This window comes from Erwinia aeris, assembly GCF_041224955.1.
GTDB classification, from domain to species: Bacteria; Pseudomonadota; Gammaproteobacteria; order Enterobacterales; family Enterobacteriaceae; genus Erwinia; species Erwinia aeris.
This window is the reverse complement of the sequence record NZ_JBGFFX010000013.1, coordinates 110,944-136,888: the sequence shown is the minus strand read 5'-3', so window position 1 is coordinate 136,888 and position 25,945 is coordinate 110,944. Positions and strand designations below refer to the sequence as shown.

21 protein-coding genes are annotated in these 25,945 nt (G+C 56.6%); 12 read left to right on the top strand and 9 right to left on the bottom strand.

What is annotated here, in order from left to right; translation table 11 throughout:
* Positions 1 to 8 precede the first annotated feature (8 nt).
* Together AB6T85_RS19290 and AB6T85_RS19285 are read left to right on the top strand one after the other, a co-directional pair.
* Positions 9 to 1,541, top strand: coding sequence for a hypothetical protein (locus AB6T85_RS19290; protein ID WP_253458038.1), 1,533 nt, complete (start codon positions 9 to 11; stop codon positions 1,539 to 1,541).
* Positions 1,542 to 1,603: 62 nt separating this feature from the next.
* Positions 1,604 to 2,881: a DUF445 domain-containing protein gene (locus AB6T85_RS19285; RefSeq protein WP_369896386.1), complete on the top strand. Its 1,278-nt coding sequence runs from the start codon at positions 1,604 to 1,606 to the stop codon at positions 2,879 to 2,881.
* A gap of 66 nt (positions 2,882 to 2,947) precedes the next feature.
* Here AB6T85_RS19285 and AB6T85_RS19280 read toward each other — a convergent pair whose 3' ends face one another.
* The 4 genes from AB6T85_RS19280 to lptF all read right to left on the bottom strand — a co-directional run bounded on the left by AB6T85_RS19280 (position 2,948) and on the right by lptF (position 7,444).
* Positions 2,948 to 3,988 (bottom strand): YsnF/AvaK domain-containing protein, encoded by a 1,041-nt coding sequence (locus AB6T85_RS19280; RefSeq protein ID WP_301250696.1) that lies wholly within the window; start codon positions 3,986 to 3,988, stop codon positions 2,948 to 2,950.
* Between the two features lie 22 nt (positions 3,989 to 4,010).
* Positions 4,011 to 4,418: a YsnF/AvaK domain-containing protein gene (locus tag AB6T85_RS19275; RefSeq protein WP_369896384.1), complete on the bottom strand. Its 408-nt coding sequence runs from the start codon at positions 4,416 to 4,418 to the stop codon at positions 4,011 to 4,013.
* Between the two features lie 849 nt (positions 4,419 to 5,267).
* Positions 5,268 to 6,344: an LPS export ABC transporter permease LptG gene (gene lptG, locus AB6T85_RS19270; protein ID WP_253458011.1), complete on the bottom strand. Its 1,077-nt coding sequence runs from the start codon at positions 6,342 to 6,344 to the stop codon at positions 5,268 to 5,270.
* Positions 6,344 to 7,444, bottom strand: a complete 1,101-nt coding sequence (gene lptF / locus AB6T85_RS19265) for an LPS export ABC transporter permease LptF (protein WP_369896383.1) — start codon at positions 7,442 to 7,444, stop codon at positions 6,344 to 6,346. The genes lptG and lptF overlap by 1 nt, the downstream gene beginning before the upstream one ends.
* Positions 7,445 to 7,734: 290 nt before the next feature.
* Between lptF and pepA the strand changes: the two genes are divergently transcribed.
* The 5 genes from pepA (at position 7,735) to AB6T85_RS19240 (ending at position 13,924) form a co-directional block, all read left to right on the top strand.
* The gene (gene pepA, locus AB6T85_RS19260; protein ID WP_253458004.1) at positions 7,735 to 9,243 is read left to right on the top strand and encodes a leucyl aminopeptidase; all 1,509 of its coding nucleotides are present in this window, start codon (positions 7,735 to 7,737) and stop codon (positions 9,241 to 9,243) included.
* Between the two features lie 3 nt (positions 9,244 to 9,246).
* Positions 9,247 to 9,705 carry a DNA polymerase III subunit chi gene (locus AB6T85_RS19255; RefSeq protein ID WP_253458001.1) on the top strand — a complete coding sequence of 153 codons (459 nt, stop codon included), beginning with the start codon at positions 9,247 to 9,249 and terminating at the stop codon, positions 9,703 to 9,705.
* Positions 9,706 to 9,710: 5 nt separating this feature from the next.
* The gene (locus tag AB6T85_RS19250) at positions 9,711 to 12,566 is read left to right on the top strand and encodes a valine--tRNA ligase (RefSeq protein WP_253457998.1); all 2,856 of its coding nucleotides are present in this window, start codon (positions 9,711 to 9,713) and stop codon (positions 12,564 to 12,566) included.
* A gap of 155 nt (positions 12,567 to 12,721) precedes the next feature.
* Positions 12,722 to 13,267 carry a cytochrome b561 gene (gene cybB / locus AB6T85_RS19245; RefSeq protein WP_253457995.1) on the top strand — a complete coding sequence of 182 codons (546 nt, stop codon included), beginning with the start codon at positions 12,722 to 12,724 and terminating at the stop codon, positions 13,265 to 13,267.
* Between the two features lie 153 nt (positions 13,268 to 13,420).
* Positions 13,421 to 13,924 carry a GNAT family N-acetyltransferase gene (locus AB6T85_RS19240; RefSeq protein WP_369896381.1) on the top strand — a complete coding sequence of 168 codons (504 nt, stop codon included), beginning with the start codon at positions 13,421 to 13,423 and terminating at the stop codon, positions 13,922 to 13,924.
* 136 nt (positions 13,925 to 14,060) lie between these two features.
* Here AB6T85_RS19240 and AB6T85_RS19235 read toward each other — a convergent pair whose 3' ends face one another.
* From AB6T85_RS19235 to rraB, 4 genes are all read right to left on the bottom strand, one after another.
* On the bottom strand, positions 14,061 to 14,828 hold the full coding sequence (locus AB6T85_RS19235; protein WP_369896380.1) for a histidine phosphatase family protein: 768 nt from the start codon (positions 14,826 to 14,828) through the stop codon (positions 14,061 to 14,063).
* 12 nt (positions 14,829 to 14,840) lie between these two features.
* Positions 14,841 to 16,148 (bottom strand): OprD family porin, encoded by a 1,308-nt coding sequence (locus tag AB6T85_RS19230; protein ID WP_369896378.1) that lies wholly within the window; start codon positions 16,146 to 16,148, stop codon positions 14,841 to 14,843.
* A gap of 350 nt (positions 16,149 to 16,498) precedes the next feature.
* Positions 16,499 to 17,260: a tRNA isopentenyl-2-thiomethyl-A-37 hydroxylase MiaE gene (gene miaE, locus AB6T85_RS19225; protein ID WP_253457984.1), complete on the bottom strand. Its 762-nt coding sequence runs from the start codon at positions 17,258 to 17,260 to the stop codon at positions 16,499 to 16,501.
* Positions 17,261 to 17,358: 98 nt separating this feature from the next.
* Positions 17,359 to 17,784, bottom strand: a complete 426-nt coding sequence (rraB, locus tag AB6T85_RS19220; RefSeq protein ID WP_253457981.1) for a ribonuclease E inhibitor RraB — start codon at positions 17,782 to 17,784, stop codon at positions 17,359 to 17,361.
* A gap of 159 nt (positions 17,785 to 17,943) precedes the next feature.
* Between rraB and argF the strand changes: the two genes are divergently transcribed.
* From argF to treC, 5 genes are all read left to right on the top strand, one after another.
* A complete protein-coding gene (argF, locus tag AB6T85_RS19215; protein ID WP_369896377.1) occupies positions 17,944 to 18,954 on the top strand; it encodes an ornithine carbamoyltransferase in 1,011 nt (336 codons plus the stop codon).
* 239 nt (positions 18,955 to 19,193) lie between these two features.
* Positions 19,194 to 20,129, top strand: a complete 936-nt coding sequence (pyrB, locus tag AB6T85_RS19210) for an aspartate carbamoyltransferase (protein ID WP_253457974.1) — start codon at positions 19,194 to 19,196, stop codon at positions 20,127 to 20,129.
* A gap of 12 nt (positions 20,130 to 20,141) precedes the next feature.
* Positions 20,142 to 20,606 carry an aspartate carbamoyltransferase regulatory subunit gene (gene pyrI, locus AB6T85_RS19205; RefSeq protein WP_125287136.1) on the top strand — a complete coding sequence of 155 codons (465 nt, stop codon included), beginning with the start codon at positions 20,142 to 20,144 and terminating at the stop codon, positions 20,604 to 20,606.
* Positions 20,607 to 20,674: 68 nt separating this feature from the next.
* Complete coding sequence (gene ridA / locus AB6T85_RS19200; RefSeq protein WP_253457971.1) at positions 20,675 to 21,061, top strand: 2-iminobutanoate/2-iminopropanoate deaminase; 387 nt, start codon at positions 20,675 to 20,677, stop codon at positions 21,059 to 21,061.
* A 195-nt stretch (positions 21,062 to 21,256) separates the two neighbouring features.
* Complete coding sequence (treC, locus tag AB6T85_RS19195; RefSeq protein ID WP_253457968.1) at positions 21,257 to 22,939, top strand: alpha,alpha-phosphotrehalase; 1,683 nt, start codon at positions 21,257 to 21,259, stop codon at positions 22,937 to 22,939.
* A gap of 254 nt (positions 22,940 to 23,193) precedes the next feature.
* On the opposite strand, the gene AB6T85_RS19190 is transcribed toward treC, so the two are convergent.
* A complete protein-coding gene (locus AB6T85_RS19190; RefSeq protein ID WP_369896375.1) occupies positions 23,194 to 25,767 on the bottom strand; it encodes a DEAD/DEAH box helicase in 2,574 nt (857 codons plus the stop codon).
* Between the last annotated feature and the right edge of the window lie 178 nt (positions 25,768 to 25,945).

Sequence of the window (25,945 nt, the reverse complement as noted above, 5' to 3'; positions counted from 1 at the left end):
AGAAAACGATGCATGATCTAACGAAGCTGCTGATAGAGCGGGATACGCAGCAGCACAAGGCCGAGCTGGAAAAGCTGCGCGAGGAAAATCTTCGCCTGCTGCAACAGGTCAGCGACAAAATTGATAACGCTGAAGCAAAAATCACCGAAAGTGCCATCAACAAAACCCTGTCGGTGCTGGATAACACCCGCAAATGGATTTTGGGCATGTTCGCCGTTTTCGCTACCGTGCTGACGCTGGCGGGCTTTGTCGGTATCTCCGGCGTAAGCAGCAAAATGACGGCTATCGTTACCGATAAAGTGAACGGCTGGCTGCGCTTTGACGATGAAAACAGCGGCGGTTATCGGGTTATGGATGAGCTGCGCACCAGCGCCCTGCTCGACTCGCTGACGCTGCGCTTTGCCAGAGACAACGCCCGTGGCGGCGGCAGCCAGCCCCATCTTAACGCGGCTGAAACACAGCGCCTGATGGCAATCATCCTCAATCCCGCTTCCGACGACTATCAGTTCAGAGACGCGCTGCATCTGATTATCGCCAGCCGGGGCATATTTGGTCGGGTAATGGCGGATGACACGGGCAAAAAGATTGCCGATATCCTCGGTAACAATGCATTCAACAATGATAAAAAAGTGGCCGTGCTGGAGGCGATGAAAGCGGAACGCTCGCTTTATCCGTTGACGCTGCAAATGCTGGACGATCGCAGTGGCCGCTATGACGAAAGTATTCTGACCGATGCTTTCACCAACGTGCGGCAGTTTGACGAGCAACGCGCGCGCCAGTTTGCCGAAGCGAACCTGAACACCTTTAAGTCACCTCGTAACCGTGTTGAGCTGGCCAGCTACCTCATTGATATCGGTGCCGACGGCCCTGAGATCGATAAGCTGATCGCCGAGCTGCGTCGGCAGCAGCAGGCACAGCAGCAGCAGGAAAGCTATGTCTGGTCTGGTTATTATCCTTCGCTGATCTTCGCCCGCATCGAACACGGGCTGAAAGCTGCCGCGCCGGATGTTCCCGCGCTGGCGCGATTTATCTCCACGCAAATGGATAAGGGTTTGCAGCTGGCCCTTTCCGATTTTAGCAACGGCAAACCCTATCTCCACTTCTCTCTGGATAAAACCAGCAGCGCCGTTAAGCAGCCGGAAAGTCTGTTCGGCAACGCTGCGCTGGTGGACGCCATCGTCAAAGCGCAGCCGCTGACCGCGGGCCGCCTGCAAAAAGTCAGTGATTTTTTCCAGACAACCGATCGCGGCCTGTGGGTAACCACGCTGATGATGACGCCAGCGGCCACCACCCAACTGATCCTCGCCGACGGCCGGAAAGCGCAGGGTGATGAGATTCTGGATCGCGTCTGGCTGCGCGTGGAGGAAAAAGCGGGCCAGCCGGCGCTGATTGCCAGCTGGCGGGAGAAAACCGGCAGCGTACACGAAGGCATCGTCACCGATATCGTCAACGGCGAACAGGCGCATTTCCTTGTCGATTTTAACAGCTGGCAGTTAAGCAACTACACCTGGAAAACCGATCCCATTGAAGAGCTATACTGAGGCCCGACCAGAACCGCCTCGTTTAATTTTTGCTAAATCCGCCCGGGAGCAGGCAAGCTTTTATGAATAAAGAAACCGAACTGGCGCAAGCCAAACGTCTGCCGCTGCTGCTGTTATGCTTCGCGGCGCTGCTGTTTATCGCCACCGTGCTTTATCCCCTCTGGCGGTCGACGAACCTGTGGATCGGCGCTTTAAAAGCCGTGTCGGAAGCGGCGATGGTCGGCGCGCTGGCGGACTGGTTCGCGGTCAGTGCGCTGTTCAGGCGCGTGCCGATCCCGCTGGTTGGCCGCCATACCGCGATTGTGCCGCGCAACAAGGATCGCATTGCCGATAACCTGGCGCTGTTCGTGCAGGATAAGTTCCTGAACACCGATTCGCTGTTGACGTTAATCCGCCGTCACGATCCGGCGCAGATCATCGCCCGCTGGCTGAGTGAACCGGCTAACGCCGCCCGCATCAGCGGCTATCTGCTGAAAGTCGTGCGCGGCTTTCTCGATCTGGCTGACGACTCGCGTATCCAGGCGTTTATGCGGCGCGCTATCCACAAGGCTATTGATAAGGTCGATCTGACGCAGTCGGCAGCGCTGGTGCTGGAGAGCCTGACCAAAAACAATCGTCATCAGGCGCTGCTGGACGACGCCATCAGCCAGCTGCTGCATCTGATCAACAAGCCAGGCACGCACGAGTTTATTGCGCAGCAGGTGATGCGCTGGCTGAAGCGCGAGCATCCTATTAAAGAGAAAATGCTGCCGACAGAATGGGTAGGTGAAAAAAGTGCCGAGCTGGCGGCCAACGCGGTGAAATCGATCCTTAACGATATCGAGCAGGACGGCGCGCACGAGCTGCGTCAGGGCTTCAATCGTGCGGTACAGCGTCTGATCGAGCGGTTGCGCAGCGATCCGGAGATGCAGCTGAAAGCGGAAGAGATCAAAACCTATCTGAAGCAGGACGAGACGCTGAACAGCTATATCGCGCAGCTGTGGGGCGATTTACGCAGCTGGCTGAAGCAGGATCTGGATAAAGAAGACTCGGTGCTGCACGGCAAAGTCAGCGCTTCCGCACAGTGGCTGGGCGAAACCTTAACCCAGGATGCGCAGCTGCGGGCGTCGCTGAATCAGCATATGGAAGAGGCGGCGATAAGCGTTGCACCAGAGTTCTCGGACTTTTTAAGCCGTCATATCAGCGATACGGTGAAAAGCTGGGATGCGAAGGATATGTCGCACCAGGTGGAGTTAAATATCGGCAAGGATCTGCAGCGCATCCGTATCAACGGCACGGTGGTGGGCGGCGTAATTGGCCTGCTGCTGTGGCTGCTGTCGCAGCTTCCGGCGCTGCTATAACGACAAAGCCCGCGTCTTTCGACGCGGGCTTACATGCCTTTCACTAAAACGTTGTCAGTTTAGCGATTAGTACTTCTTGTCGGCATCGGTCAGTTTATTCGGTGCCAGCTTGTCGTCGGTCAGCTCGTTTTCCCGCAGGTTGGTCTCGGTGCGGGTTACGTCGTTTTTAAGGGCGTTGGTGTTGTGCGTACGATTTTCATTGGTATGCTCAACCTCCACTTCCTGACGACGCACGCTGTCTTTCACGGTTTCGACGCGAGCGGTCTCTTCGCCGCGCAGGCCCACTTCTTCTTTAATACGCGCGGTTTTCGCAACGGTTGGGATCTCATGAGATTCCTCAACTTCGATGGTTTTTTCTGACCAGTCCACGTCGTTCAGATAGGCTGGCTCATCCACCGCGTGACGGAAGACTTCTGCGTGCTGGTCGTACAGCGAAACATCTTCCGAGACTTCATCTTCTACGGTGAAGCGACGCAGGCGTACGGAACCATCATTAATCTGGCGTTTGCCGATATCCACCTGCTCTTCCGCCAGCTTCAGCGAATCGCGGTCGGTTTCAGAAACGGCAAGGTCGGTACGGTCACGGTTAAGCAGTGAATCCTGTTCGTTACGCAGCGAATCGCGTTCGTTAAGCAGCGTATCGTCTGCCAGCGTGCCGGTGGTGCCGGTATTGGACAGCGGCGCGGTAGTGGTATTCAGCGCACCCGTCTGGTCACCGGTAAGCAGGCCGCGATCGTTGGTTTCACCCGCATAGTTACGGTTAACCGGGTCGCGATCCGTATGGCTCAGTGAAGAGTAGTCGGCGGCAAAGGCGCTCAACTCCTGTTCAATGTGGTCAGCTTCATCTTTCGGAGCGCGAACCGTCAGCAGCACACCGCCTGAACGGATAGCCTTGCTGTATTCGCTTGCGTAATCATCATCAACGTCATCGCCAAACAGGCGCTGCCAGAAGCTTGGATGACGGATTTCTTTATCTTCTACGCGTAATCTTTCCCCGGAGATGATATCGATGTTTTTCTCTGCAATACCTTCGACGATCAATTTCTGTTTTGCCGCTTCCGCCTGTGAAACTTCATTAAATGCGGTGACGATTTTTTCATGTGACATAAATAGATCCTCGTTAATAGGTTTAAAGTTTCTGCTTCGTAATTTTTACTTCCTGGTTACGCAGAGTGACTTTCTGCTGAAACTCTTCTTTACTGGTATGCTTATGAATATGAATTTCTTCCTTAAGCACCCGCTTAGTGATTATTTCTACCTGCTCTTCAATCACGGGAATAATAAAAACATCCCCTTCCTGACGGATCTCAGCAGAATAATCATCGGCAACCTGATAATTCATAGGAACGTGCTCGATTTCAACATGCTCATGCGTTAGCTCGGTTTCCAGTAATTTCTCTACCTGTTGCGTAGAGCGCGTCAGACTAATCCGACTGTGAACCTTGCGCTGCTTAGAGATGGTAGCCTGCTCTTCAGCAAGCGGCATCGAGACGGCCTCTTTGACTTTTCCAGTAAGCGGCGCGTTTTTATTTCCCATAAAATTAACTCCTGAGATTTAAAGCCCCACAGACTAAAAAATCTTTTTATCCGGCGCCACGTTTTGTTGCACACGCCATTAATAGTAGTAGACTGTTTCGAGACTGCCTCCCCAATTAAGCGGCAAAATGTAACAGATTTTGTAAGCGATTTAATTATATATACATTAACTATTTTTAAATATTGATTGAACTTTTTCTGCTTTATATTGCCTTGCGCGCACGCTACTTATATAAGTGGTTGCCACTTCTTTCTAACAGCATAAAAATACTGGTAAATAATGCGTACGCCTCTCTTTTGCGGTGCCGGCACTGAAGGCTGCTGCACGCCGCTGTTTGGGCAATACTTATGAACCACGGGCCGCGCAGAGATGACAAAACTGACGAAAGACGCAGCAGGCTGCCAGCAGAAAGCGCAAAACGGCAGGCAGAAAGCAGTCGGGAAAGCGTTAAGGCCAGCGAAAGCGAGCAGCGGCGGCGCCCGTTGAAAGGAAAGAACAGCCACAAAGCCACAACGGCTGACGCACTGAAAAAGCGGCTGAACAGCCACGACGGCTGGTGTGAAAAAAATCGCCAGGAAAGATGCGACAGCTGACAGAAAGGATAAAGCGGCCGAAGAGCCACGACGGCTGCTGTGAAGAAAAACCGCCAGGAAAGCTACGACGGCTGCCAGAAAGGATAAGGCGGCGGAAGAGCCAGGATGTCTGTCGTGCAGATAAAAGAGGCTAAAAGGCTACGACGGCTGGTGCAAAGAAAAGTCCACTGGATAGCTACGACGGCTGGCAGGCAGAAAGCGGATAAAAAGCGGGGCTGAACCGTGGCCGCAGGCGGAGCACCTGCGGCCGGGAGCGTTAACGGCGCTTCAGCAGCATATAGACGCTGATAGCCATAAAGGCGGCGCTTGGCAGCAGCGCGCCAAGCACTGGCGGAATGTTATATACCAGGCTGAGCGGCCCGAAGATCTGATCCAGCACGTAAAACAGGAAGCCGAAGCTGATGCCCGTGACCACGCGCATCCCCATCGAGACGCTGCGCAGCGGCCCAAAAATAAACGACAGCGCCATCAGCATCATCACCGCCACCGACAGCGGCTGGAAGATCTTGCTCCACATATTCAGCTGATAGCGGCCCGCAACCTGTCCGCTCTGCTTAAGGTATTTGGTGTAGTTATACAGCCCGCTAATCGATAACGCGTCCGGATCCAGCGCCACCACGCCCAGTTTATCCGGCGTCAGCGAGGTTTTCCATTCGCCGGTCAGGGTCTGGCTGCCCGTAACCTGCTGCGGATTGGTCAGATTAGACTCGTCCACTTCCGACAGATCCCACTGCTTTTTGTCCGTGTTGTATTTGGCAGAAGCCGCATAGCGCACCGTCTGTAAACGGCGCTCCTTGTTAAAGTTGTAGATACTGACGCCGCCCAGCTCGCTGTTGTCCTTCAGGCGTTCGATAAAGATAAAGTTATCGCCATCCTTCGCCCACAGCCCGTTCTGCGTGGAGAGCAGCGAACCGCCCAGCAGCTGCTGCGCACGATAGTTACGCGCCATCTGCTCGCCCTGCGGCGCCACGAACTCGCCGATAGCCATGGTCAGCAGCACCAGCGGGATCGCCGTTTTCATCACCGAAGCGGCAATCTGCATCCGGGTGAAGCCGGAAGCCTGCATCACCACCAGCTCGCTGCGCTGCGCCAGCGCGCCCAGGCCCAGCAGCGCGCCCAGCAGCGCGGCCATAGGGAAGAAGATCTCAATATCTTTTGGCACGCTGAGGATGGTGTAAAGCCCGGCGCCGACCACGGTGTAGTCGCCCTGTCCGGTTTTGCGCAGCTGATCGACAAACTTAATGATGCCGGAGAGCGACACCAGCATAAACAGCGTCGCCATAATGGTGTTGAAAATCGTTTTACCGATATATCTGTCGAGAACGCCAAACATCAGACCGATCCTCCCCGGGTGAAGCGGGCGCGCAGACGGCGCATCGGCACCGTATCCCACAGGTTAAGAAGGATCGCCAGCGCCAGATAGGAGAGGTTCACCACCCACATCCAGATAGCCGGATCGAGACGTCCTTTCGAGCCGCTGGAGCGCAGCGAGCTTTGCAGCAGGAAGAACACCAGATACAGCAGCATCGCGGGGAGCATAGAAAGCACGCGGCCCTGGCGCGGGTTCACCACGCTGAGCGGCACCACCATCAGCGCCATCACCAGCACCGAGAACACCAGCGTAAAGCGCCAGTGCAGCTCGCTGCGGAACTCCGGCCTGTCGGAATGGCGCAGCGCGCTGAAGTTCATCTGCTCGGCGTCGTTGGGATCCAGCAGCACTTCCTGATGCCCGACGATGGCCTGATAGTTCTGGAAATCGGTAATGCGGAAATCACGCAGCAGCGCCGTGCCTTCAAAGCGCGTGCCTTTATCCAGCGTCACTATCTGCGAGCCGTCGGCGCGCTGCGTCATATGGCCTTTATCCGCCATCACGACCGAAGGACGCGCGTTGCCTTTAGGCCGCAGCTGCGCCAGGAAGACGTTACCGAAATTGTTGCCCTTCACGTTTTCGATAAACAGCACCGACTGACCGTCGCCCGACTGCTGGAACTGCCCGGCAGCCAGCGCCGCCGCGCCAGGGTTAGCCTTAGCGTTCTTCGTCACCTCATTCTGATAGCGCGCCGACCACGGGCCAAGCCAGGCGACGTTCGCCGCGGCGACCACTGCGGTAAACAGCATCAGCACCATCGCCGCCTTCACCAATACGGCCTTGCTCAGGCCGCAGGCGTGCATCACGGTGATTTCACTCTCGCTGTACAGACGGCCAAGCGTCATCAAGATGGCTAAAAAGAGGCTTAACGGCAAAATGAGCTGCGCCATCTCTGAAACGCCAAGACCTAACAGTGTCAGAACTAAATTTGTGGGAATTTCGCCATCCGCCGCGGCTCCCAGGATCCTGACTAACTTCTGACAAAAGAAGATCAGTAGCAGAATAAAGAGGATAGCCAGCTGGCTTTTGAGCGTCTCTCTTACCAGATATCTAATGATAATCACGCTGAATACGCCTGTGAAAACTTGTCTTTTTGCAGGAAAATCGATAGTTTCATCGCTTATACGCCATTTTTTCTCATCAATGGCCTCGGTCGTAGCTAAACTAGTATGACAATAATCGCGTTCCGGTGATGCAAAAAAAAACGTTTACCCGATTATTCCTAAGGGGCATCACCCGAACAAAATCTGACGCCCGTAACGCTACACGGCGCGTTGCCCCGGCATTATGCGGTTAACAAGCGCTATATTCTAGCCGCAGCAAGCGCCGTTGTCTTTAAGATTCAGGAGAGTGCATGGAGTTCAGTGTAAAAAGCGGTAGCCCGGAAAAGCAGCGCAGTGCCTGCATTGTGGTAGGCGTGTTTGAGCCGCGCAGGCTGTCACCCATTGCTGAACAGCTGGATAAAATCAGCGACGGCTACATCAGCGCCCTGCTGCGTCGCGGCGAGCTGGAAGGAAAAGTCGGCCAGACGCTGCTGCTGCATCATGTGCCGAATATTCTCTCCGAGCGCATTTTACTGATCGGCTGCGGCAAAGAGCGCGAGCTGGACGAACGTCAGTACAAGCAGGTGATCCAGAAGACAATTAACACCCTGAACGATACCGGCTCGATGGAAGCGGTCTGCTTCCTGACTGAACTGCACGTGAAAGGCCGCAACACTTACTGGAAAGTCCGCCAGGCGGTGGAAACCTCGAAAGAGACGCTTTACAGCTTCGATCAGCTGAAAAGCAACAAAGTCGAACCGCGTCGCCCGCTGCGTAAAATGGTGTTTAATGTGCCGACCCGTCGCGAGCTGACCAGCGGCGAGCGCGCCATCCAGCACGGCCTGGCCGTGGCCGCCGGCGTCAAAGCCGCCAAGGATCTCGGCAATATGCCGCCGAACATCTGCAACGCCGCCTATCTTGCCTCTCAGGCGCGCCAGCTGGCGGACGGCTGGAGCAACGTCACCACGCGCGTGATTGGCGAACAGCAAATGAAAGAGCTGGGCATGAATGCCTATCTCGCCGTCGGCGCCGGTTCGCAGAACGAATCGCTGATGTCGGTGATCGAATACAAAGGTAACCCGGACGCGGACAGCCGTCCTATCGTGCTGGTCGGCAAAGGCGTGACCTTTGACTCCGGCGGCATCTCGATTAAGCCTGGCGAAGCCATGGACGAGATGAAATATGATATGTGCGGCGCGGCCTCCGTTTACGGCGTGATGCGCATGGTGGCCGAGCTGAAACTACCGCTGAACGTGGTTGGCGTGCTGGCGGGCTGTGAAAACATGCCTGGCGGCCGCGCCTATCGTCCCGGCGACGTGCTGACCACTATGTCCGGCCAGACCGTTGAAGTGCTGAATACCGATGCGGAAGGCCGTCTGGTGCTGTGCGACGCGCTGACCTACGTCGAACGTTTCGATCCGGACGTGGTTATCGACGTGGCGACGCTGACCGGCGCCTGCGTGATTGCGCTGGGCCATCACGTCAGCGGCCTGCTGTCGAACCATAACCCGCTGGCGCACGAGCTGATCGGCGCTTCTGAACAGGCGGGCGACCGCGCCTGGCGTCTGCCGATGGCCGACGAATATCAGGAGCAGCTGGATTCTAACTTTGCGGATATGGCAAACATCGGCGGCCGTCCCGGCGGCGCAATCACCGCAGCCTGCTTCCTGGCTCGCTTTACGCGCAAATATAACTGGGCACATCTGGATATCGCCGGTACGGCGTGGCGCTCCGGCAAGGCCAAAGGCGCTACCGGTCGTCCGGTCGCCCTGCTGTCGCAGTTCCTGCTGAACCGCGCCGGTCTGAACGGCGACGACTAAATCATGAAAAACGCCACCTTCTATTTGCTGGAAAGCGACACGCCGGTTGACGGGCTCAGCGCGCTGGAAGCGCTGGTCTGCGAGCTGGCGGAAACGCGCTGGCGCGAGGGAAAGCGCGTGCTGGTCGCCTGCGAAGATGAAGCGCAGGCGATCCGCCTGGATGAAGCGCTGTGGCGCCGTCCGGCCAGCGCCTTTGTGCCGCACAATCTGGCGGGCGAAGGGCCGAAATACGGCGCGCCGGTCGAGCTGGCCTGGCCGCAGCGCCGCGGCAACGCGCCAAGAGATCTGCTGATCAGCCTGCTGCCGCAGTTCGCAGATTTTGCCACCGCTTTCCAGGAAGTGATAGACTTCGTGCCTTACGAAGAAGAATTGAAACAGCTGGCGCGCGATCGCTATAAAGCCTATCGCAGCGTCGGATTCCACTTGAATACGGCCACGCCGCCCGTGCCCCCAACGACATAGCAGAAATGGAAAAGACATATAACCCGCAAGATATCGAACAGCCGCTCTACGAGCACTGGGAACAGCAGGGCTACTTTAAGCCAAACGGCGACACCAGCCAGGAAAGCTTCTGCATCATGATCCCGCCGCCGAACGTCACCGGTAGCTTGCATATGGGTCATGCGTTTCAGCAAACCATCATGGATACCATGATCCGCTACCAGCGTATGCAGGGAAAAAACACCCTGTGGCAGGCGGGCACGGACCACGCGGGCATCGCCACGCAGATGGTAGTGGAGCGCAAAATTGCCGCTGAAGAAGGGAAAACGCGTAAAGACTACGGTCGCGACGCCTTTATCGAAAAAATCTGGCAGTGGAAGGCGGAATCCGGCGGCACCATTACCCGTCAGATGCGCCGTCTGGGCAACTCCGTGGACTGGGAGCGCGAGCGCTTCACCATGGACGACGGCCTTTCCAACGCGGTCAAAGAAGTGTTTGTGCGCCTCTACAAAGAGAACCTGATTTACCGTGGCAAACGCCTGGTGAACTGGGATCCGAAACTGCGCACCGCTATCTCCGATCTGGAAGTGGAAAACCGCGAGTCCAAAGGCTCTATGTGGCATATCCGCTATCCGCTGGCGGACGGCGCGAAAACCGCTGACGGCAAAGATTACCTGGTGGTGGCCACGACCCGTCCTGAAACGGTGCTGGGCGATACCGGCGTAGCCGTTAACCCGGAAGATCCACGCTATAAAGATCTGATTGGTAAATTTGTCGTGCTGCCGCTGGTCAACCGCCGCATTCCGATCGTGGGCGACGAGCACGCCGACATGGAAAAAGGCACCGGCTGCGTGAAAATCACGCCAGCGCACGATTTCAACGACTATGAAGTGGGCCGTCGTCACCAGCTGCCGATGATCAACATCCTGACCTTTGATGGCGACATCCGTGAAGCCGCTCAGGTTTATGACACCAACGGCGAAGAGTCTGACGTTTACAGCAGCGACATTCCGGCAGAGTTCCAGAAGCTGGAGCGTTTTGCCGCGCGTAAAGCCATTGTTGCCGCCGTAGATGCGCTTGGCCTGCTCGAAGAAATCAAACCGCACGACCTGACCGTGCCTTACGGCGATCGCGGCGGCGTGGTGATCGAGCCAATGCTGACCGACCAGTGGTACGTGCGTACCGCGCCGCTGGCAAAAGTCGCGGTGGAAGCCGTTGAGCAGGGCGATATTCAGTTTGTGCCTAAGCAGTACGAGAACATGTACTTCTCCTGGATGCGTGATATTCAGGACTGGTGTATTTCCCGTCAGCTGTGGTGGGGACACCGTATTCCGGCCTGGTACGATGCCGAAGGCAACGTCTACGTCGGCCGCACCGAAGAAGAAGTGCGCGCGGAAAACAACCTGGGCGCGGATGTAGCGCTGAACCAGGACGAAGACGTGCTGGATACCTGGTTCTCATCCGGGCTGTGGACGTTCTCCACGCTGGGCTGGCCGGAAAAAACGCCGGATCTGAGCACCTTCCATCCGACCAGCGTGCTGGTCAGCGGCTTCGACATCATCTTCTTCTGGATTGCCCGCATGATCATGCTGACCATGCACTTTATCAAAGATGAAGACGGCAAGCCGCAGGTGCCGTTCAAGACCGTTTATATGACGGGTCTGATCCGCGACGAAGAAGGCCAGAAGATGTCCAAGTCGAAAGGCAACGTCATCGATCCGCTGGATATGGTTGACGGCATTTCGCTGGAAGATCTGCTGGAGAAACGCACCGGCAATATGATGCAGCCGCAGCTGGCGGAGAAAATCCGCAAGCGCACCGAGAAGCAGTTCCCGAACGGTATCGAACCGCACGGCACCGACGCGTTGCGCTTTACGCTGGCGGCGCTGGCCTCTACCGGTCGTGATATCAACTGGGATATGAAGCGCCTGGAAGGCTACCGCAACTTCTGTAACAAGCTGTGGAACGCCAGCCGTTTTGTGCTGATGAACACTCAGGAGCAGGACTGCGGCTTTAACGGCGGCGAGCTGGAGCTGTCGCTGGCGGATCGCTGGATCCTTGCCGAATTCAACCAGACGGTGAAGGCTTACCGTGGCGCGCTGGACAGCTACCGCTTCGATATCGCCGCCAACATCCTGTATGAGTTCACCTGGAACCAGTTCTGCGACTGGTATCTGGAGCTGACCAAGCCGGTGATGAACGGCGGTTCTGAAGCCCAGCTGCGCGGCACCCGCAATACGCTGGTGGTGGTTCTGGAAGCGCTGCTGCGCCTGGCGCACCCGATTATTCCGTTTATTACCGAAACCATCTGGCAGCAGGTGAAAGTGCTGAAGAACATCAGCGACGACACTATCATGCTGCAACCGATGCCGGAATTTGAAGAGGCGAAGGTGGATGAGGCGGCGCTGAGCGATACCGAATGGCTGAAGCAGGCGATTGTCGCGGTGCGTAATATTCGCGCCGAGATGAACCTGTCGCCGTCCAAACCGCTGGATGTGCTGCTGCGCGGCGCAAGCGCTGACGTGGTACGTCGCGTGACCGACAACCATAACTTCCTGAAATCGCTGGCGCGTCTGGACAGCCTGACCTGCCTGGCCGCCGGCGAGAAAGGCCCGGTATCGGTCACCAAGATCATCGACGGCGCGGAGCTGCTGATCCCAATGGCTGGCCTGGTGGATAAAACCGCCGAGCTGGAGCGTCTGGCGAAAGAAGTCAGCAAGCTGGAAGTGGAAATCGGCAAGATCGAAGGCAAGCTTTCCAACGAAGGCTTTGTCTCGCGCGCGCCGGAAGCCGTGGTGGCGAAAGAGCGCGAGCGCATGGCCGAGTTCGAGCAGGCTAAGCTCAAGCTGATCGAGCAGCAGGCCGTTATCGCCGCGCTGTAACCATGCCAGCCGGACGGCGTTAACCGCGCCGTTAATACTGAACGCTCCGTAACCTGTTTGCGGAGCGTTTTTTTATGCGTTAAAAAACGCAGCCAAACAAATCTTTAAGAAAGCGGTGATACATTAACGGTCTGTTATTTTTTACGGATAAAACAATGTCTGACAACTACGCCAGGCCGCAGATCGCGCTCCACTGGCTGACCGTGCTCCTGCTCACCGTTGCCTACGCCACCATTGAACTGCGGGGCTTTGCCCAGCGCGGTTCCTGGCAAGGGTTCGCCATGATCATTACGCACTTCAGCGCAGGGTTTGGCGTACTGCTGGTGATGCTGGCACGTATCTTTCTGCGCTTTCGCCATCGCAGCCCGGCTATTGCGCCGCCGATAGCGAGCTGGCAAAAAGGGCTTTCACACCTGGTGCACGCCACGCTGTACGCCTTGTTTATCGTGCTGCCGCTGCTGGGCCTCTCTTCGCGCTATCTCTCCGGACGGCAGTGGTGGCTGTTTGGCGCGACTATGCCGGTATCTGCAAATCCCGATCCGGCGCTGGCGCGAACGCTTATCCACTGGCACGAGACGCTGGCGCCGCTTGGCTACTGGCTAATTGGCCTGCACGCGCTGGCCGCCCTCTTCCATCACTATTTTCTGAAAGATGATACGCTGGCGCGCATGATGCCCGCGCGGCGCGCCACAAAGCCGTAAAGGCGGCTTTGGCCTGCGCTGCCGCCATCACCGCCTGCTTTCCCACTCTTATTTTCCCGGCCAGGTTTCCCTTTTGCATGGAAGCGGAAGATTGCATCCTCGGCCAACGGATGGTATTACACTGCCAAACTATCTAAAAAACGGCCCCAGGTTATGACCAGCACCTCTTCAGCCGATATCCGGGTTCGGCTTATTCAACCCGCTGATAATCCGCATATCGCTCACGTTATCCGTCAGGTTTCGGCGGAATTTGGCCTGACCGCCGACAAAGGCTTTACGGTCGCCGATCCCAATCTTGACCAGCTTTGCGAACTCTATCGCCAGCCCAACAGCGCCTACTGGGTGATTGAGCTGGACGGAAAAATTATGGGCGGCGGCGGCGTGGCTCCCCTCCAGGGTAGCGAAGCGGACGTTTGCGAGCTGCAAAAAATGTATTTTATGCCCGAGCTGCGCGGTCTGGGCGTGGCGAAAGCGTTGGCGCTGCGGGCCATGGAACATGCGCGTGATCTGGGCTTTAAGCGCTGCTACCTGGAGACTACCGCGTCGCTGACCCGCGCCGTGCGCCTTTATGAGTACCTGGGCTTTCAGCATATTGACGGGCCGATGGGCAACACCGGCCACGTGGACTGCGAAGTTACTATGCTGCGTTCGCTGTAGCATAGTGGATCCAGGCTACTGCGTTCGCTGTATCGCTGTATCGCTGTATCACAGCGGACGCAGGCTATTCGTTCGCGGCATCGCTGTATCACACCAGATGTAGGCTATTCGTTCGCTGTAGCACAGCGGACGCAGACTACTGCGTCACGGCCAGCTGCGAGCCTTTTTTCACGTAGCTTAGGTCGTCGATCGCTTCAATAATAAACTTCCCGGCATCGGTATAGCGGATACGGGTGACGCTGGCATTGCTGAGCGAGTGCGTCTTCGCTTTATCGCCCAGCTCGTGCAGCAGCGTCATGATGGTCATACCGTGCGTGACGATCAGCACGTTGCCGCCGCCCTGCTGCTGCGCCTGTCGGGCAATTTCCTTAATTACCTTGTTAACCCGCTGCGCCACCTGCTGATAGCTTTCTGCCTGACCGGAAGGATCGGCCGCGTGGATCATCTGCACGATCTCCACAATGTCGACTTTCTTGCTGTTGAAAGCCGTCATCAGCTGGGCTGACGAGGCGTAACCGCTCTTTTTCCCCGCCACCGTCAGCATATTTTCATTGGTGTCGCCTTCAAAAGAGCCAAAAAAGACTTCTCTTAACGCCTCACGCTCCTGAAGAGGTAACGACTTATCACGCTCTGCCAGAATCAGCTTTGCGGTTTCCCTGGCCCGGCCCGAATCGCTGCTCCATGCGGCAATAAAGTCTACCGGCTTCAGCCCGCGCCCCGCTTTTTTGGCTACCTCCACGCCTTCCGCCGTTAAGGGCGTATCGCTCCAGCCCTGCGCGCGATGTACGGTGTTAAACAAGGTTTTGCCGTGGCGCACCACATAAAGCTCCACGTCAGCAGCAAAGCTGGCCCAGCTGCTTAACAGTAAAAAAGCAAAGAGCAGCGCCTGTGTTATTCCTTTCATATTTCCCCCTGATTATAAAAGACCGAACTTCCAGGTCACGCCGACTTCAGCAGAAAGGCTCGGCGAACGCTGATACTCGCCCGCAGAATTAAGGATCGGCGTGGCGTTAATATTTTTATATGACCAGCCATAGCCTAACTGTGCGGCCAGCGTTAAATCTTTTAGCTGACCCTCACGTGGCTGCCAGCGATTCAGCCAGGTAATTTCCCCGGTGCGAATTTTATTATTTTTATAAGAAAACTGGCCGTAGTTAACCTGAATACCGCTGGCTAAACTTTCAGTAAACTGATATTCGGTAAAGGAGGTCAGCGCCAGTTCGCCGTCGCGCAGATAATCTTTTCCGGCAGACGTTAAGGCATTAAACCGGCCACGGGTATTTTTACCTATATAGCGATCGTAATAGCCCACCCCGTTGCGCTTTTCTGCCCGCGTCCAGGCAACACCGATTTTCTGTATCCAGCTGTCATCCTGCCAGCGTACTTCTCCGGCATAGTGCCAGGCGCTGTCGTTAAACTGTTTTTTACTTTGCGGCATCGCTTTATATTTTTCCAGCGCCTGGCTGCCGTAAATCTGTGACGCCAGCGCCCATTTCGGCGTCAGCGGATACGTAATTTCCAGCAGGTGACGACGCAGATAATCCTTCGACTCGCCCCATGCCCAGGAGAACACAGCATTTTGTTTTTCCCAGCTCAGGCCGCCGGTCAGGATACTGTCGATCTCTTTGCCATCAAGGGTAAGAAAATGCACGCTATCGGGTGAATCATACATGATGGAGCGCGTTACCCAGGCCATATCCAGCTGCAGGTTCTGCCAGCGCAGCGAGCCGCTGTAGCCCTGATAGCTGTTGCGCGACAGGCGGTAAGTGTTGGTCAGCACGCCCACGTTTTTCAACTGGTGCCAGCCGCCTTTTGCTTTCAGCCCGAACGCGTCGTCACCCAGCTTTAGCTTAAGGTAGCGCTGCCCGAAGCGGCTGAAGCCGCCGGCGTTGCTTTTATCGAAGCCCGCGCCGTGATTGTAAAGGATGCCGCGCGTGGCGAAGTAGTCGCTGGCCGCCAGCTTAGCGGCTCTGGTGTAGCTGGCGTCGAAGCCCAGGGTATCACCCAGCCAGCCGGAGCGGAAATCCAGCGTGGTTGCGGCCCCCCAGGCGTTGTGCACCGCTTTGGGCTGCGCCTCATTCTCTTTCAGGTATTTCCAGTGGCTGCGCAACGTAAGATCGAGCTGCGTCTCCTTTAAAAATCGCTGGAAATCGCCGCCGCTTTCTTCAGCATGGGCGGCCACGGCGGCGAGCAGCGCCAGTAAAAAAACGTTCCTGTTTTTCATTATAGCCTTCCTTGTCAGCCGTTAAATAAATGACTCCATCTAAAAGAAACAAAAAAACCCGATCCCGTTGCGGTAATAATATCGCAAGTGGGATCAGGTTTTGCCGGTTGGTAACAATCCTGATAATGGCAGGAATATACGCCTGAAAATATTTTCAGCCATAATAAAAATCAGGTTATGTGAAGCGCGCCGCAAAATAAAAAAGAGGGGAGATTGAAAAAAAACAGGTTACGCGTAGGCGTTATTATTCCCTTTAAACCATTAGCGCCATTAATATTATTTATTAAAGGTGGCAACGCTAATAAACGGCTTCCTGAAATAATAACGCCAGAATAAAGCTGTCAATATTATCACCAGGCAGGCAGCCCGCTGTGAAAACGCAGCTCGCTATCCGGTTCGCTAATTAGCTTTGCTTCCGTTTCGCCTATTTTACGCACGCGGGAAGTAATATCCGTGGCTGATATCTCGGCGGCCAGCGCCAGATAGTCCTGATAATGGCGCGCTTCCGAACGCAGCAGCGAAAGATAGAACGCGGCCAGCTCCTTATCCAGATAAGGCGCCAGGCTGGCAAAGCGTTCGCAGGAGCGCGCTTCGATATAGGCGCCGCAAATCAGCTTGTCCACCAGCGTCTGCGGCTCGTGCGTGGTCACCTCTCGCAGCAACCCTTTGGCATAGCGACTGGCGGTAATTTTGACGTAGGGAATGGCGCGCGCCTGCATAATTTCCAGTACCTGATAAAAATGATGCAGCTCTTCTTTAATCAGCAGCACCATTTTGTCTACCAGCGTATCACCGTAGGGCACATCCGTACGGCTGATAATCGTTTTCGACAGCCCTTTATGCTGTTCCAGAAAGGCTAAATCCGCGTTTTCGCTGTGCACAAACTGCTCCCACGGTTTCAGCCAGGCCAGCAGCGCGTCGCCGCTCTCTTTATCCGCCACGTATTTGCGGATCAGCCACATGGCGGTCTGGGCGGCCTTCAGCTCGCAAACAAGATGGTCGGTGAGCAGCAGCGGCAGGTTTTCCGGCTTGCGGGCTTCGTCGATCCACTTTTGCGGCGTGCGGCAGTGCAGAAAAGCGTGAACGGGAGCAAGGAGGTCTTCGGTGATCATGCGGGCAAACAATCCGTAAAAATCAGGTTAAAAACATTGCGCCGCTCTGCGGGGAGCAGACCGGCGCAAACGGGCGGAACGGCGTCCGCCCACGGGCATCAGTGACGCGTGCCGTTGTCTTCTTCGTCGATAAGGTCGTCGTCGTCGCCTTCGTCTTCGTCCTCGGCGTCCGGATCCTCAAAGTAGGTGCCCCAGCCGTCGTAGTCCACGTTGTACTTCGCGGCCAGATCGATCAGCTGTTCGACCTGGGCGTCGATCAGTTCGGCATTCAACGCGCCTTCGCTCAGAATATCGCAGCACATCACTTTCGTGCCGTCCTCCAGCTCCAGTTCTTCCGGCTCGGTAACTTCGTAGCCCAGCTTAAACGCATCAACCGCCGCCTTTTCCAGCGCGTCGAAGCTGTCGCAGGAGAGGTGGTGTTCGATGGTGTAGAGCGCATCCGGGTCGCTGCCATCATCCAACAGCTCTTCAATAATCAGCCGCGTCTCTTCACGCTGCTCTTCCAGCAATGCTTCATTTGCCATGATCCGTTCCTCTGTGTGTGGCATATCTGTTAAGTATTTTCCCACACTGTCCTCTGCGCCACTACCTTTATACAAAAGTTTCTGCACGCCAGGGTTGAAAATGCATATTAATACAGTTAAGTTGAATTTAAATTCATTAAATATCCTCTGGAGCGCTTTATGAGTCAGTTATATCAACGCCACTTTCTCAGGCTGCTTGATTTTACGCAGGCTGAAATTACCGCTTTACTCGCGCTGGCCGCACGGCTTAAAACCGATAAGAAAAATGGCGAGGAAGTGCAGCACCTGAAAGGCAAAAACATCGCGCTCATCTTCGAAAAAGACTCGACCCGTACCCGATGCTCTTTCGAAGTTGCCGCTTACGATCAGGGCGCCAACGTCACTTATCTTGGCCCAAGCGGCAGCCAGATCGGCCATAAAGAATCAATGAAGGATACCGCGCGCGTGCTGGGACGCATGTATGACGGCATTCAGTATCGCGGTCACGGGCAGTCGCTGGTGGAATCGCTGGCGGAACATGCGGGCGTGCCGGTGTGGAACGGCCTGACCGACGAGTTCCACCCGACGCAGCTGCTGGCGGATTTGCTGACTATGGAAGAACATCTGCCGGAAAAACCCTTCAGCGGGATGGTTTTCGCCTACGTGGGCGACGCGCGTAATAATATGGGTAATAGCATGATGGAGGCCGCCGCGCTGACGGGCCTGGATCTGCGCCTGGTCGCGCCGAAAGGCTGCTGGCCGGACGAAGCGCTGGTAAGCGAGTGCCGCCAGGCCGCGCAGGCAAGCGGCGGAAAAATCACCCTGACGGAAGATATTGCCGAAGGCGTGAACGGTGCGGATTTTATCTATACTGACGTCTGGGTGTCGATGGGCGAACCGAAAGCGGTGTGGGAAGAGCGTATCGCCCTGCTGCGGGATTACCAGGTCAACAGCGCGATGCTGGCGCTTACCGGCAATCCAGAGGTGAAATTCCTGCATTGCCTGCCCGCTTTTCACGACGATCAAACCACGCTGGGCCGGCAGATGGCTGAGCAATACGATCTGCACGGCGGCATGGAAGTCACCAATGAGGTGTTTGAATCCAGGCACAGCGTGGTGTTCGACCAGGCGGAAAACCGGCTGCATACTATCAAGGCGGTGATGGTGGCCACGCTGGCCCGGCTACCCTGAATCAGCGCCAGGCAATCGATTACTTTTGCTTGCCGCCGCTGACCGAATGCGTATAATGCCCCCCGTTTGTCTGGAGGATGCATGAAACTGACCACTGCTGACAGAGTAAAAATGACGCGCCTGAATGCAGGCCGGCAGTGCCGTTTTTCCTCCTTCCCGATCTGTAGAAAAAGCCCCTCATTGAGGGGCTTTTTTTTGCCCGTTTTTCCGCTTATCGGCACGCGTAGAGGAGAATGAACATGGCTAACCCGCTGTATCATAAACATATCATTTCAATTAACGATCTCAGTCGTGAAGAGCTGGAGCTGGTGCTGCGTACCGCCGCCAGCCTGAAGGCGAAGCCGCAGCCGGAGCTGCTGAAGCATAAGGTTATCGCCAGCTGCTTTTTCGAGGCCTCTACCCGCACGCGCCTGTCGTTTGAAAGCGCCATGCATCGTCTGGGCGCGTCCGTGGTGGGGTTTGCCGACGGCAGCAATACCTCGCTGGGTAAAAAAGGCGAAACGCTGGCGGATACGCTTTCCGTTATCAGCACCTACGTGGATGCCATTGTCATGCGGCATCCGCAGGAAGGCGCGGCGCGTCTGGGCACGGAGTTTTCCGGCGGCGTACCGATCCTCAACGCGGGCGACGGCGCTAACCAGCATCCAACGCAAACGCTGCTGGATCTCTTTACTATTCAGGAAACTCAGGGCCGCCTGAGCAATCTGAATGTCGCCATGGTCGGCGACCTGAAATATGGCCGCACCGTGCATTCACTGACGCAGGCGCTGGCGAAGTTCGAAGGCAATCGCTTTTTGTTTATCGCACCCGACGCGCTGGCGATGCCCGCCTATATCACCGATATGCTGGATGAGAAAGGCATTGCGTGGAGCCGCCACGACAGCATTGAGGAAGTGGTGCCGCAGGTGGATATTCTGTATATGACGCGCGTGCAGAAAGAGCGTCTGGATCCGTCAGAGTACGCCAACGTCAAAGCGCAGTTCGTGCTGCGGGCTTCCGACCTGGTCGGCGCGCGCGAAACCATGAAGGTGCTGCACCCGCTGCCGCGTATTGATGAGATTACGACGGATGTCGATGCCACGCCGCACGCCTGGTATTTCCAACAGGCGGGCAACGGTATTTTTGCCCGCCAGGCGCTGCTGGCGCTGGTGTTGAACAGCGAACTGGCTCTGTAAGAGGAACTGACGATGACACAAGATAATAAATTACAGGTTGAAGCAATTAAGCGCGGCACGGTAATCGATCATATCCCGGCGCAGATTGGTTTTAAGCTGCTGTCGCTGTTTCGCCTGACGGAAACCGATCAGCGCATCACCATCGGCCTGAACCTGCCCTCCGGCGAGATGGGCCGCAAAGATCTGATCAAAATTGAAAACACGTTTCTGACGGATGATCAAATCAACCAGCTGGCGGTTTACGCGCCGCATGCCACGGTGAACCGCATCGATAACTACGACGTGGTCGGCAAAATTTCGCCGACGCTGCCGGACACCATCGAACGCGTGCTGATCTGCCCCAACAGCAACTGCATCAGCCGCAGCGAGCCGGTCAACTCCAGCTTTGCGGTGAAAAAACGTAACGATAACGTGCAGTTAAAGTGCAAATACTGCGAGAAAGAGTTCGCGCGTCACGTGGTCATGGCGAACTGGTAATCAGTTTCGGGCGGCTTATAATGGGGCGGATCCGGGCTTTTACCGGCCTCATTTAATATGGAGAAATTATGTCTCGCGAAATCAGCACCGAAAACGCACCGGCGGCTATCGGCCCCTACGTGCAGGGCGTCGATCTGGGCAGCATGATCATCACTTCTGGCCAGATCCCGGTCGATCCTAAAACCGGCAGCGTGGCAGAAGACGTTGCCGCGCAGGCTCGTCAGTCGTTGGAGAACGTCAAGGCCATCGTGGAAGCGGCGGGCCTGAAGGTAGGCGACATCGTTAAAACCACGGTATTCGTGAAGGATCTTAACGATTTTGCTACCGTGAACGCGGCCTATGAAGCTTTCTTTACCGAGCACCAGGCCAGCTTCCCGGCACGCTCCTGCGTAGAAGTGGCCCGCCTGCCAAAAGATGTCAAAATCGAGATCGAAGCGATCGCCGTACGTCGCTAAAGCCTTCTCCTCTCCCGTCGGGAGAGGAAAGTTTTCCCCGGCCGTCAGTTTTTATTCTCTCTTTGTGCGCCTTTCGGCCTCGCCTAAAAAATTTTCACTGCGCCCGTATCTCCACTTGCCAGTTAATAGCTAACCTTAGGAAAGAACAAAAAGGCGATAACAGCGCAAACGGACCTTTTATATCGGGATTGAGCAATGACTAAAAATCCACCGTGGTGGCAGAACGGCGTTATCTATCAAATTTATCCCAAGAGTTTCCAGGACACTACCGGCAGCGGAACGGGCGATCTGGCCGGCGTGATCCAACATCTGGACTACCTGAAAAAGCTGGGCGTGGACGCCATCTGGCTGACGCCGTTTTATATCTCGCCGCAGGTAGACAACGGCTACGACGTGGCGAACTACACCGCCATCGATCCGTTATTTGGCACGCTTAACGACTTCGATAACCTGGTGGAAGAAACCCACCGGCGCGGGATGCGGCTGATCCTGGATATGGTGTTTAACCACAGCTCCACCCAGCACCACTGGTTTCACGAAGCGCTGGATCCCGAAAGCCCCTATCGCTCCTACTACATCTGGCGCGACGGCACGCCGGCCGAGCCGCCAAACAACTGGCAGTCGAAGTTTGGCGGCCATGCCTGGCGCTGGCACCCGGAGAGCAACCAGTACTATATGCACCTGTGGGCGCCGGAACAGGCCGATCTCAACTGGGAAAACGATAATCTGCGCGCCGAGCTGAAGCAGATCGTTAATTTCTGGGCCGATCGCGGCATCGACGGGCTGCGGCTGGACGTGGTGAACCTGGTTTCCAAGGACCAGGATTTTCCCAACGATCCCAACGGCGACGGGCTGCGGTTCTATACCGACGGGCCGCGCATCCACGAATATATGCGCGAAATGAGCCGCGACGTGTTCCGTCCGCGTGAATTGATGACGGTAGGCGAAATGTCTTCCGCCACGCTGGAGCACTGCCAGCAGTACGGTTCGCTGGAGGGCGAAGAGCTGTCGATGGTGTTCAGCTTCGATCACGTCGAGGTCGATTTCTTTAACGGCCAGAAATGGACGCTGACGCCGCTGGATCTGGTGGCGCAGAAGGCTATCTTCACCCACTGGCAGCATGGCATGCATAACAAGGCCTGGAACGCGCTGTTCTGGTGTAATCATGACCAGCCGCGCGTGGTTTCGCGCTGGGGCGACGAGGGGCAATATCGCGTTCAGTCGGCGAAGATGCTGGCGCTGGTGCTGCACGGGATGCAGGGCACGCCTTATATTTTCCAGGGCGAAGAGCTGGGTATGACCAACCCGCATTTCACCCGCATCCTGGACTATCGCGATATCGAAAGCCACAACATGTACGCCGAACTGCGCTCGCAGGGACGCGACAGCGATAACCTGCTGGAGATCCTCGCCAGCAAATCGCGCGACAACGGCAGAACGCCGATCCCGTGGCACGCGGGAGAAAACGGCGGCTTCACCAGCGGCACGCCGTGGATCGGCATGTGTGACAATATGGAAACGATAAACGCAGAAGCGGCGCTGGCTGATGAAAACTCGGTGTTTTACGCCTATCAGAAGCTGATCCAACTCAGGAAAGCCTATCCGATCCTGACCTGGGGCGATTACCTCGATCTGCTGCCGGATCACGCTTATCTGTGGTGCTACTGCCGCCGCTTCGAGAAAGAGGTGCTGGTGGTGGCTGCTAACTTCAGCGGCGAAACGCAGGTCTGGCACCCGCCGGCCTACAGCGGTCACTGGGATGTGCTAATCAGTAACTATCCTGATACGCATGTTACCCCTGGTGAGGTGATGCTGCGTCCGTGGGAAGCGGTCTGGTGGTATCAGAAGCGCTGGGACGGCGGCGCCAACAAGGCGTAAACCGCTTCGGTGGCAAGCAGGCTGCGGCGACTACATACGTAGCGCCGCGTTCGGCACAGTCATGGCTGACGTTATCGGACATGGCATCTACAAACGTAACGCCACGTTCAGATCAGGCACGGCTGACGTTATCAGGCGCGGCGACCACAACCGTAACGCCACGTTCAGGTGTCACGGCTGATGTTATCAGGCGCGGCGACCACAGCCGTAACGCCACGTTCAGGTGTCACGGCTGACGTTAGCAGATGCCGCATTTACAGCGGCGCGAACAGCGCGGTCAGGTCTTCGCTGGTAAAACTTGTTGTTTCGCTCAGGTCGTTTTCCAAAATCCCTTCGGCCAGCTCCGCTTTACGCTGCTGTAGCGCAACGATCTTTTCTTCAATACTGCCTGCGGCGATCAGCTTATAGACAAATACCGGCTTGTCCTGGCCCAGACGATAGGCGCGATCCGTAGCCTGATTCTCCGCCGCCGGATTCCACCAGGGATCGTAATGGATCACCGTATCGGCCGCCGTCAGGTTCAGGCCCACGCCGCCCGCCTTCAGGCTGATTAAAAACACCGGGACTTCGCCGTTCTGGAAGCGGCGTACCGGCTCGCTGCGATCGCGCGTGCTGCCGGTCAGGATCACGTAGGGAATACGCGCCTTCTGTAACTCTTCCGCAATCAGCGACAGCATGGTGGTGAACTGAGAGAAGATCAGGATACGGCGATCTTCCGCCAGCAGATCGCTGAGCATCTCCCGCAGCAGCGCCAGCTTGGCCGACTGTTTAACTCTGGTCGTTTTGTCGCTGTCGATCAGCCGTGGATCGCAGCAGATCTGCCGTAGCTTCAGCAGCGCATCCAGCACCAGCAGATGGCTGCGTCCCGCGCCCTGCTGCTCTACCGCCAGCTTTACGCGATCCTGCATTGCGCCGCGTACTTTTTCGTAAAGCTCGCGCTGCGCGCCTTCCAGCTCTACCGAACGCACAATGGTGTTCTTCGGCGGCAGCTCTTTCGCCACTTCCTGCTTGCGACGACGCAGCATAAAAGGCCGCACGCGCTTAGCCAGCAGCTCGCGCCTGACCCGATCGCCGTCGCGCTCAATGGGAATACGCCACTCCTGGGTAAAAGCTTTTTCGCTGCCCAGAAAACCGGGCAGCAGGAAATCAAACTGCGACCAAAGTTCACCCAGGTGGTTTTCCAGCGGCGTGCCGGTCAGGCAAAGCCGGTAGCGCGACTTTAACGTGCGGATCACCGAGGCGGCCCGCGACGCGCTGTTTTTCACGTACTGCGCCTCGTCCAGGATCAGCAGATGATAGCTGTGGCCCAGCAGCTGCGGCTGATCGCGCCACAGCAGCGAATAGGTGGTCAGCACCACGTCATAGTGCTCAATGCGATCGTAAAAGGATTTTCGCTGCGGCCCGGTCAGCGCCAGCATTTTTAACGTCGGCGCAAAGCGGCTGGCTTCCTGCATCCAGTTATACACCAGCGTGGTCGGCACCACGATCAGCGCCGGACGATCCAGCCTGCCCGCTTCTTTCTCCAGCAGCAGGTGCGCCAGCGTCTGAATGGTTTTTCCCAGCCCCATATCGTCGGCCAGCACGCCGGACAGATTATTGGCGCGCAGGAACTGCATCCAGCTGATGCCCTGGAGCTGATAGTCGCGCAGCCGGGCCTCAAGACCGGCAGGCGGCGCAACGGGCTGGATCCCTTTGCCCGCCCTCAGGCTCTCCGCCAGCTGCAGGACGCCGTTGTCGCCGTTAAACTGCCAGCGGCCCGTTTCGCTTAGCGCCGTCAGCCTGCCGGCCTCGTAAGGCGCGATACGCAGCGGTGCGGCTTCATCCTGCGCCAGCAGATCGGCCAGGCTGCCCACCAGCGTTTTCAGGCGACCGGCGCCAATATGCAGTCGTTCGTTACGCTCGCTGCGCAGCTCTACCGTCTCGTCATCGGCTATCACCGAGAGGTCGCTCGACAGCCAGCGGCGATCCTGACGGAACAGCCCCGCCAGCAGCGGCCGCATATTCACCTTATACGCACCGGTGTTGGCCTCTATCTCCAGCGCATACCAGCCATCCTGCTGCTGCACGGCGCGGCCATCGATGGCCGCAATTTCCGTAATGTTCCAGGTAAAATCATCGTCCACGCTGGTTTGCCAGCCGCGCTTGCGCAGGTCGGGAAGCACATGATGGATAACATCGCGCCACTGTTCGGGCATGTCCGGGGCGAAAATAGCAGGCGGCAGCGGCGCTGAATGCGGCGTATAGATATGGCCAGAAGGAATGGTCTGCAGCCCGGCAGCGTTAAGCTCGCTTAGCCAGCGCTGCTCCTGCTCCATCCGGCGGCTGACGCGGAAAAGCCTGCCGTGACGATCGGGAAAGTCTTCGCCGCTGCTGCCAGCTGGCACAAGAATGCCGGCGTAGTCAAAATGCACCGCGGCAAAATCGAGCCGTTTCTGTCGATGTCCGTAACGGCCAAAACCGCTAATAAATTTCGCGCGCGATTCCAGCCGTAGCATGGGCTGCGGCTCGGCAGTCACCAGCGCGGGCGCGGAAGCGGCCTTGTTGACGGGCTGACGTTGCAGCCAGGCCAGCATGACCGCAGCGGCATGACGACAGTTGTTTTTAACCGGACAGGTGCATTCGCCGCTGGCGTGCAGTTTGCCCTGTGGCCGGCTGAAATGCACCATAACCTGGAAAGGTTCGATTTTTCTGCCGGGCACCTCGCCGGTCAACAGATTGTTCTGCCATTGCAGGTGCTGCGCTTTATCCACCAGCTCTTTTGCTCTGGCCACGGTGCGCGCGCCCAGCCAGCGGCTCACCTGTTTTTCGTTGTACGTTACAGAAGACATCAGTCTGTATCCCGGAATGGCCTGAGCAGATAACCGCTTTGCGTAACAGGCAATAATATGAAGTCCGGGCGGGTGATTGCAACTCCGGAAAGGCGCTGAACGTGCGAAAATCGATTAATCACGCTGCCTTCATCCTGCACAGAACGATTTTTGCGCGTTCGGAAAAATGGCCAGCGGC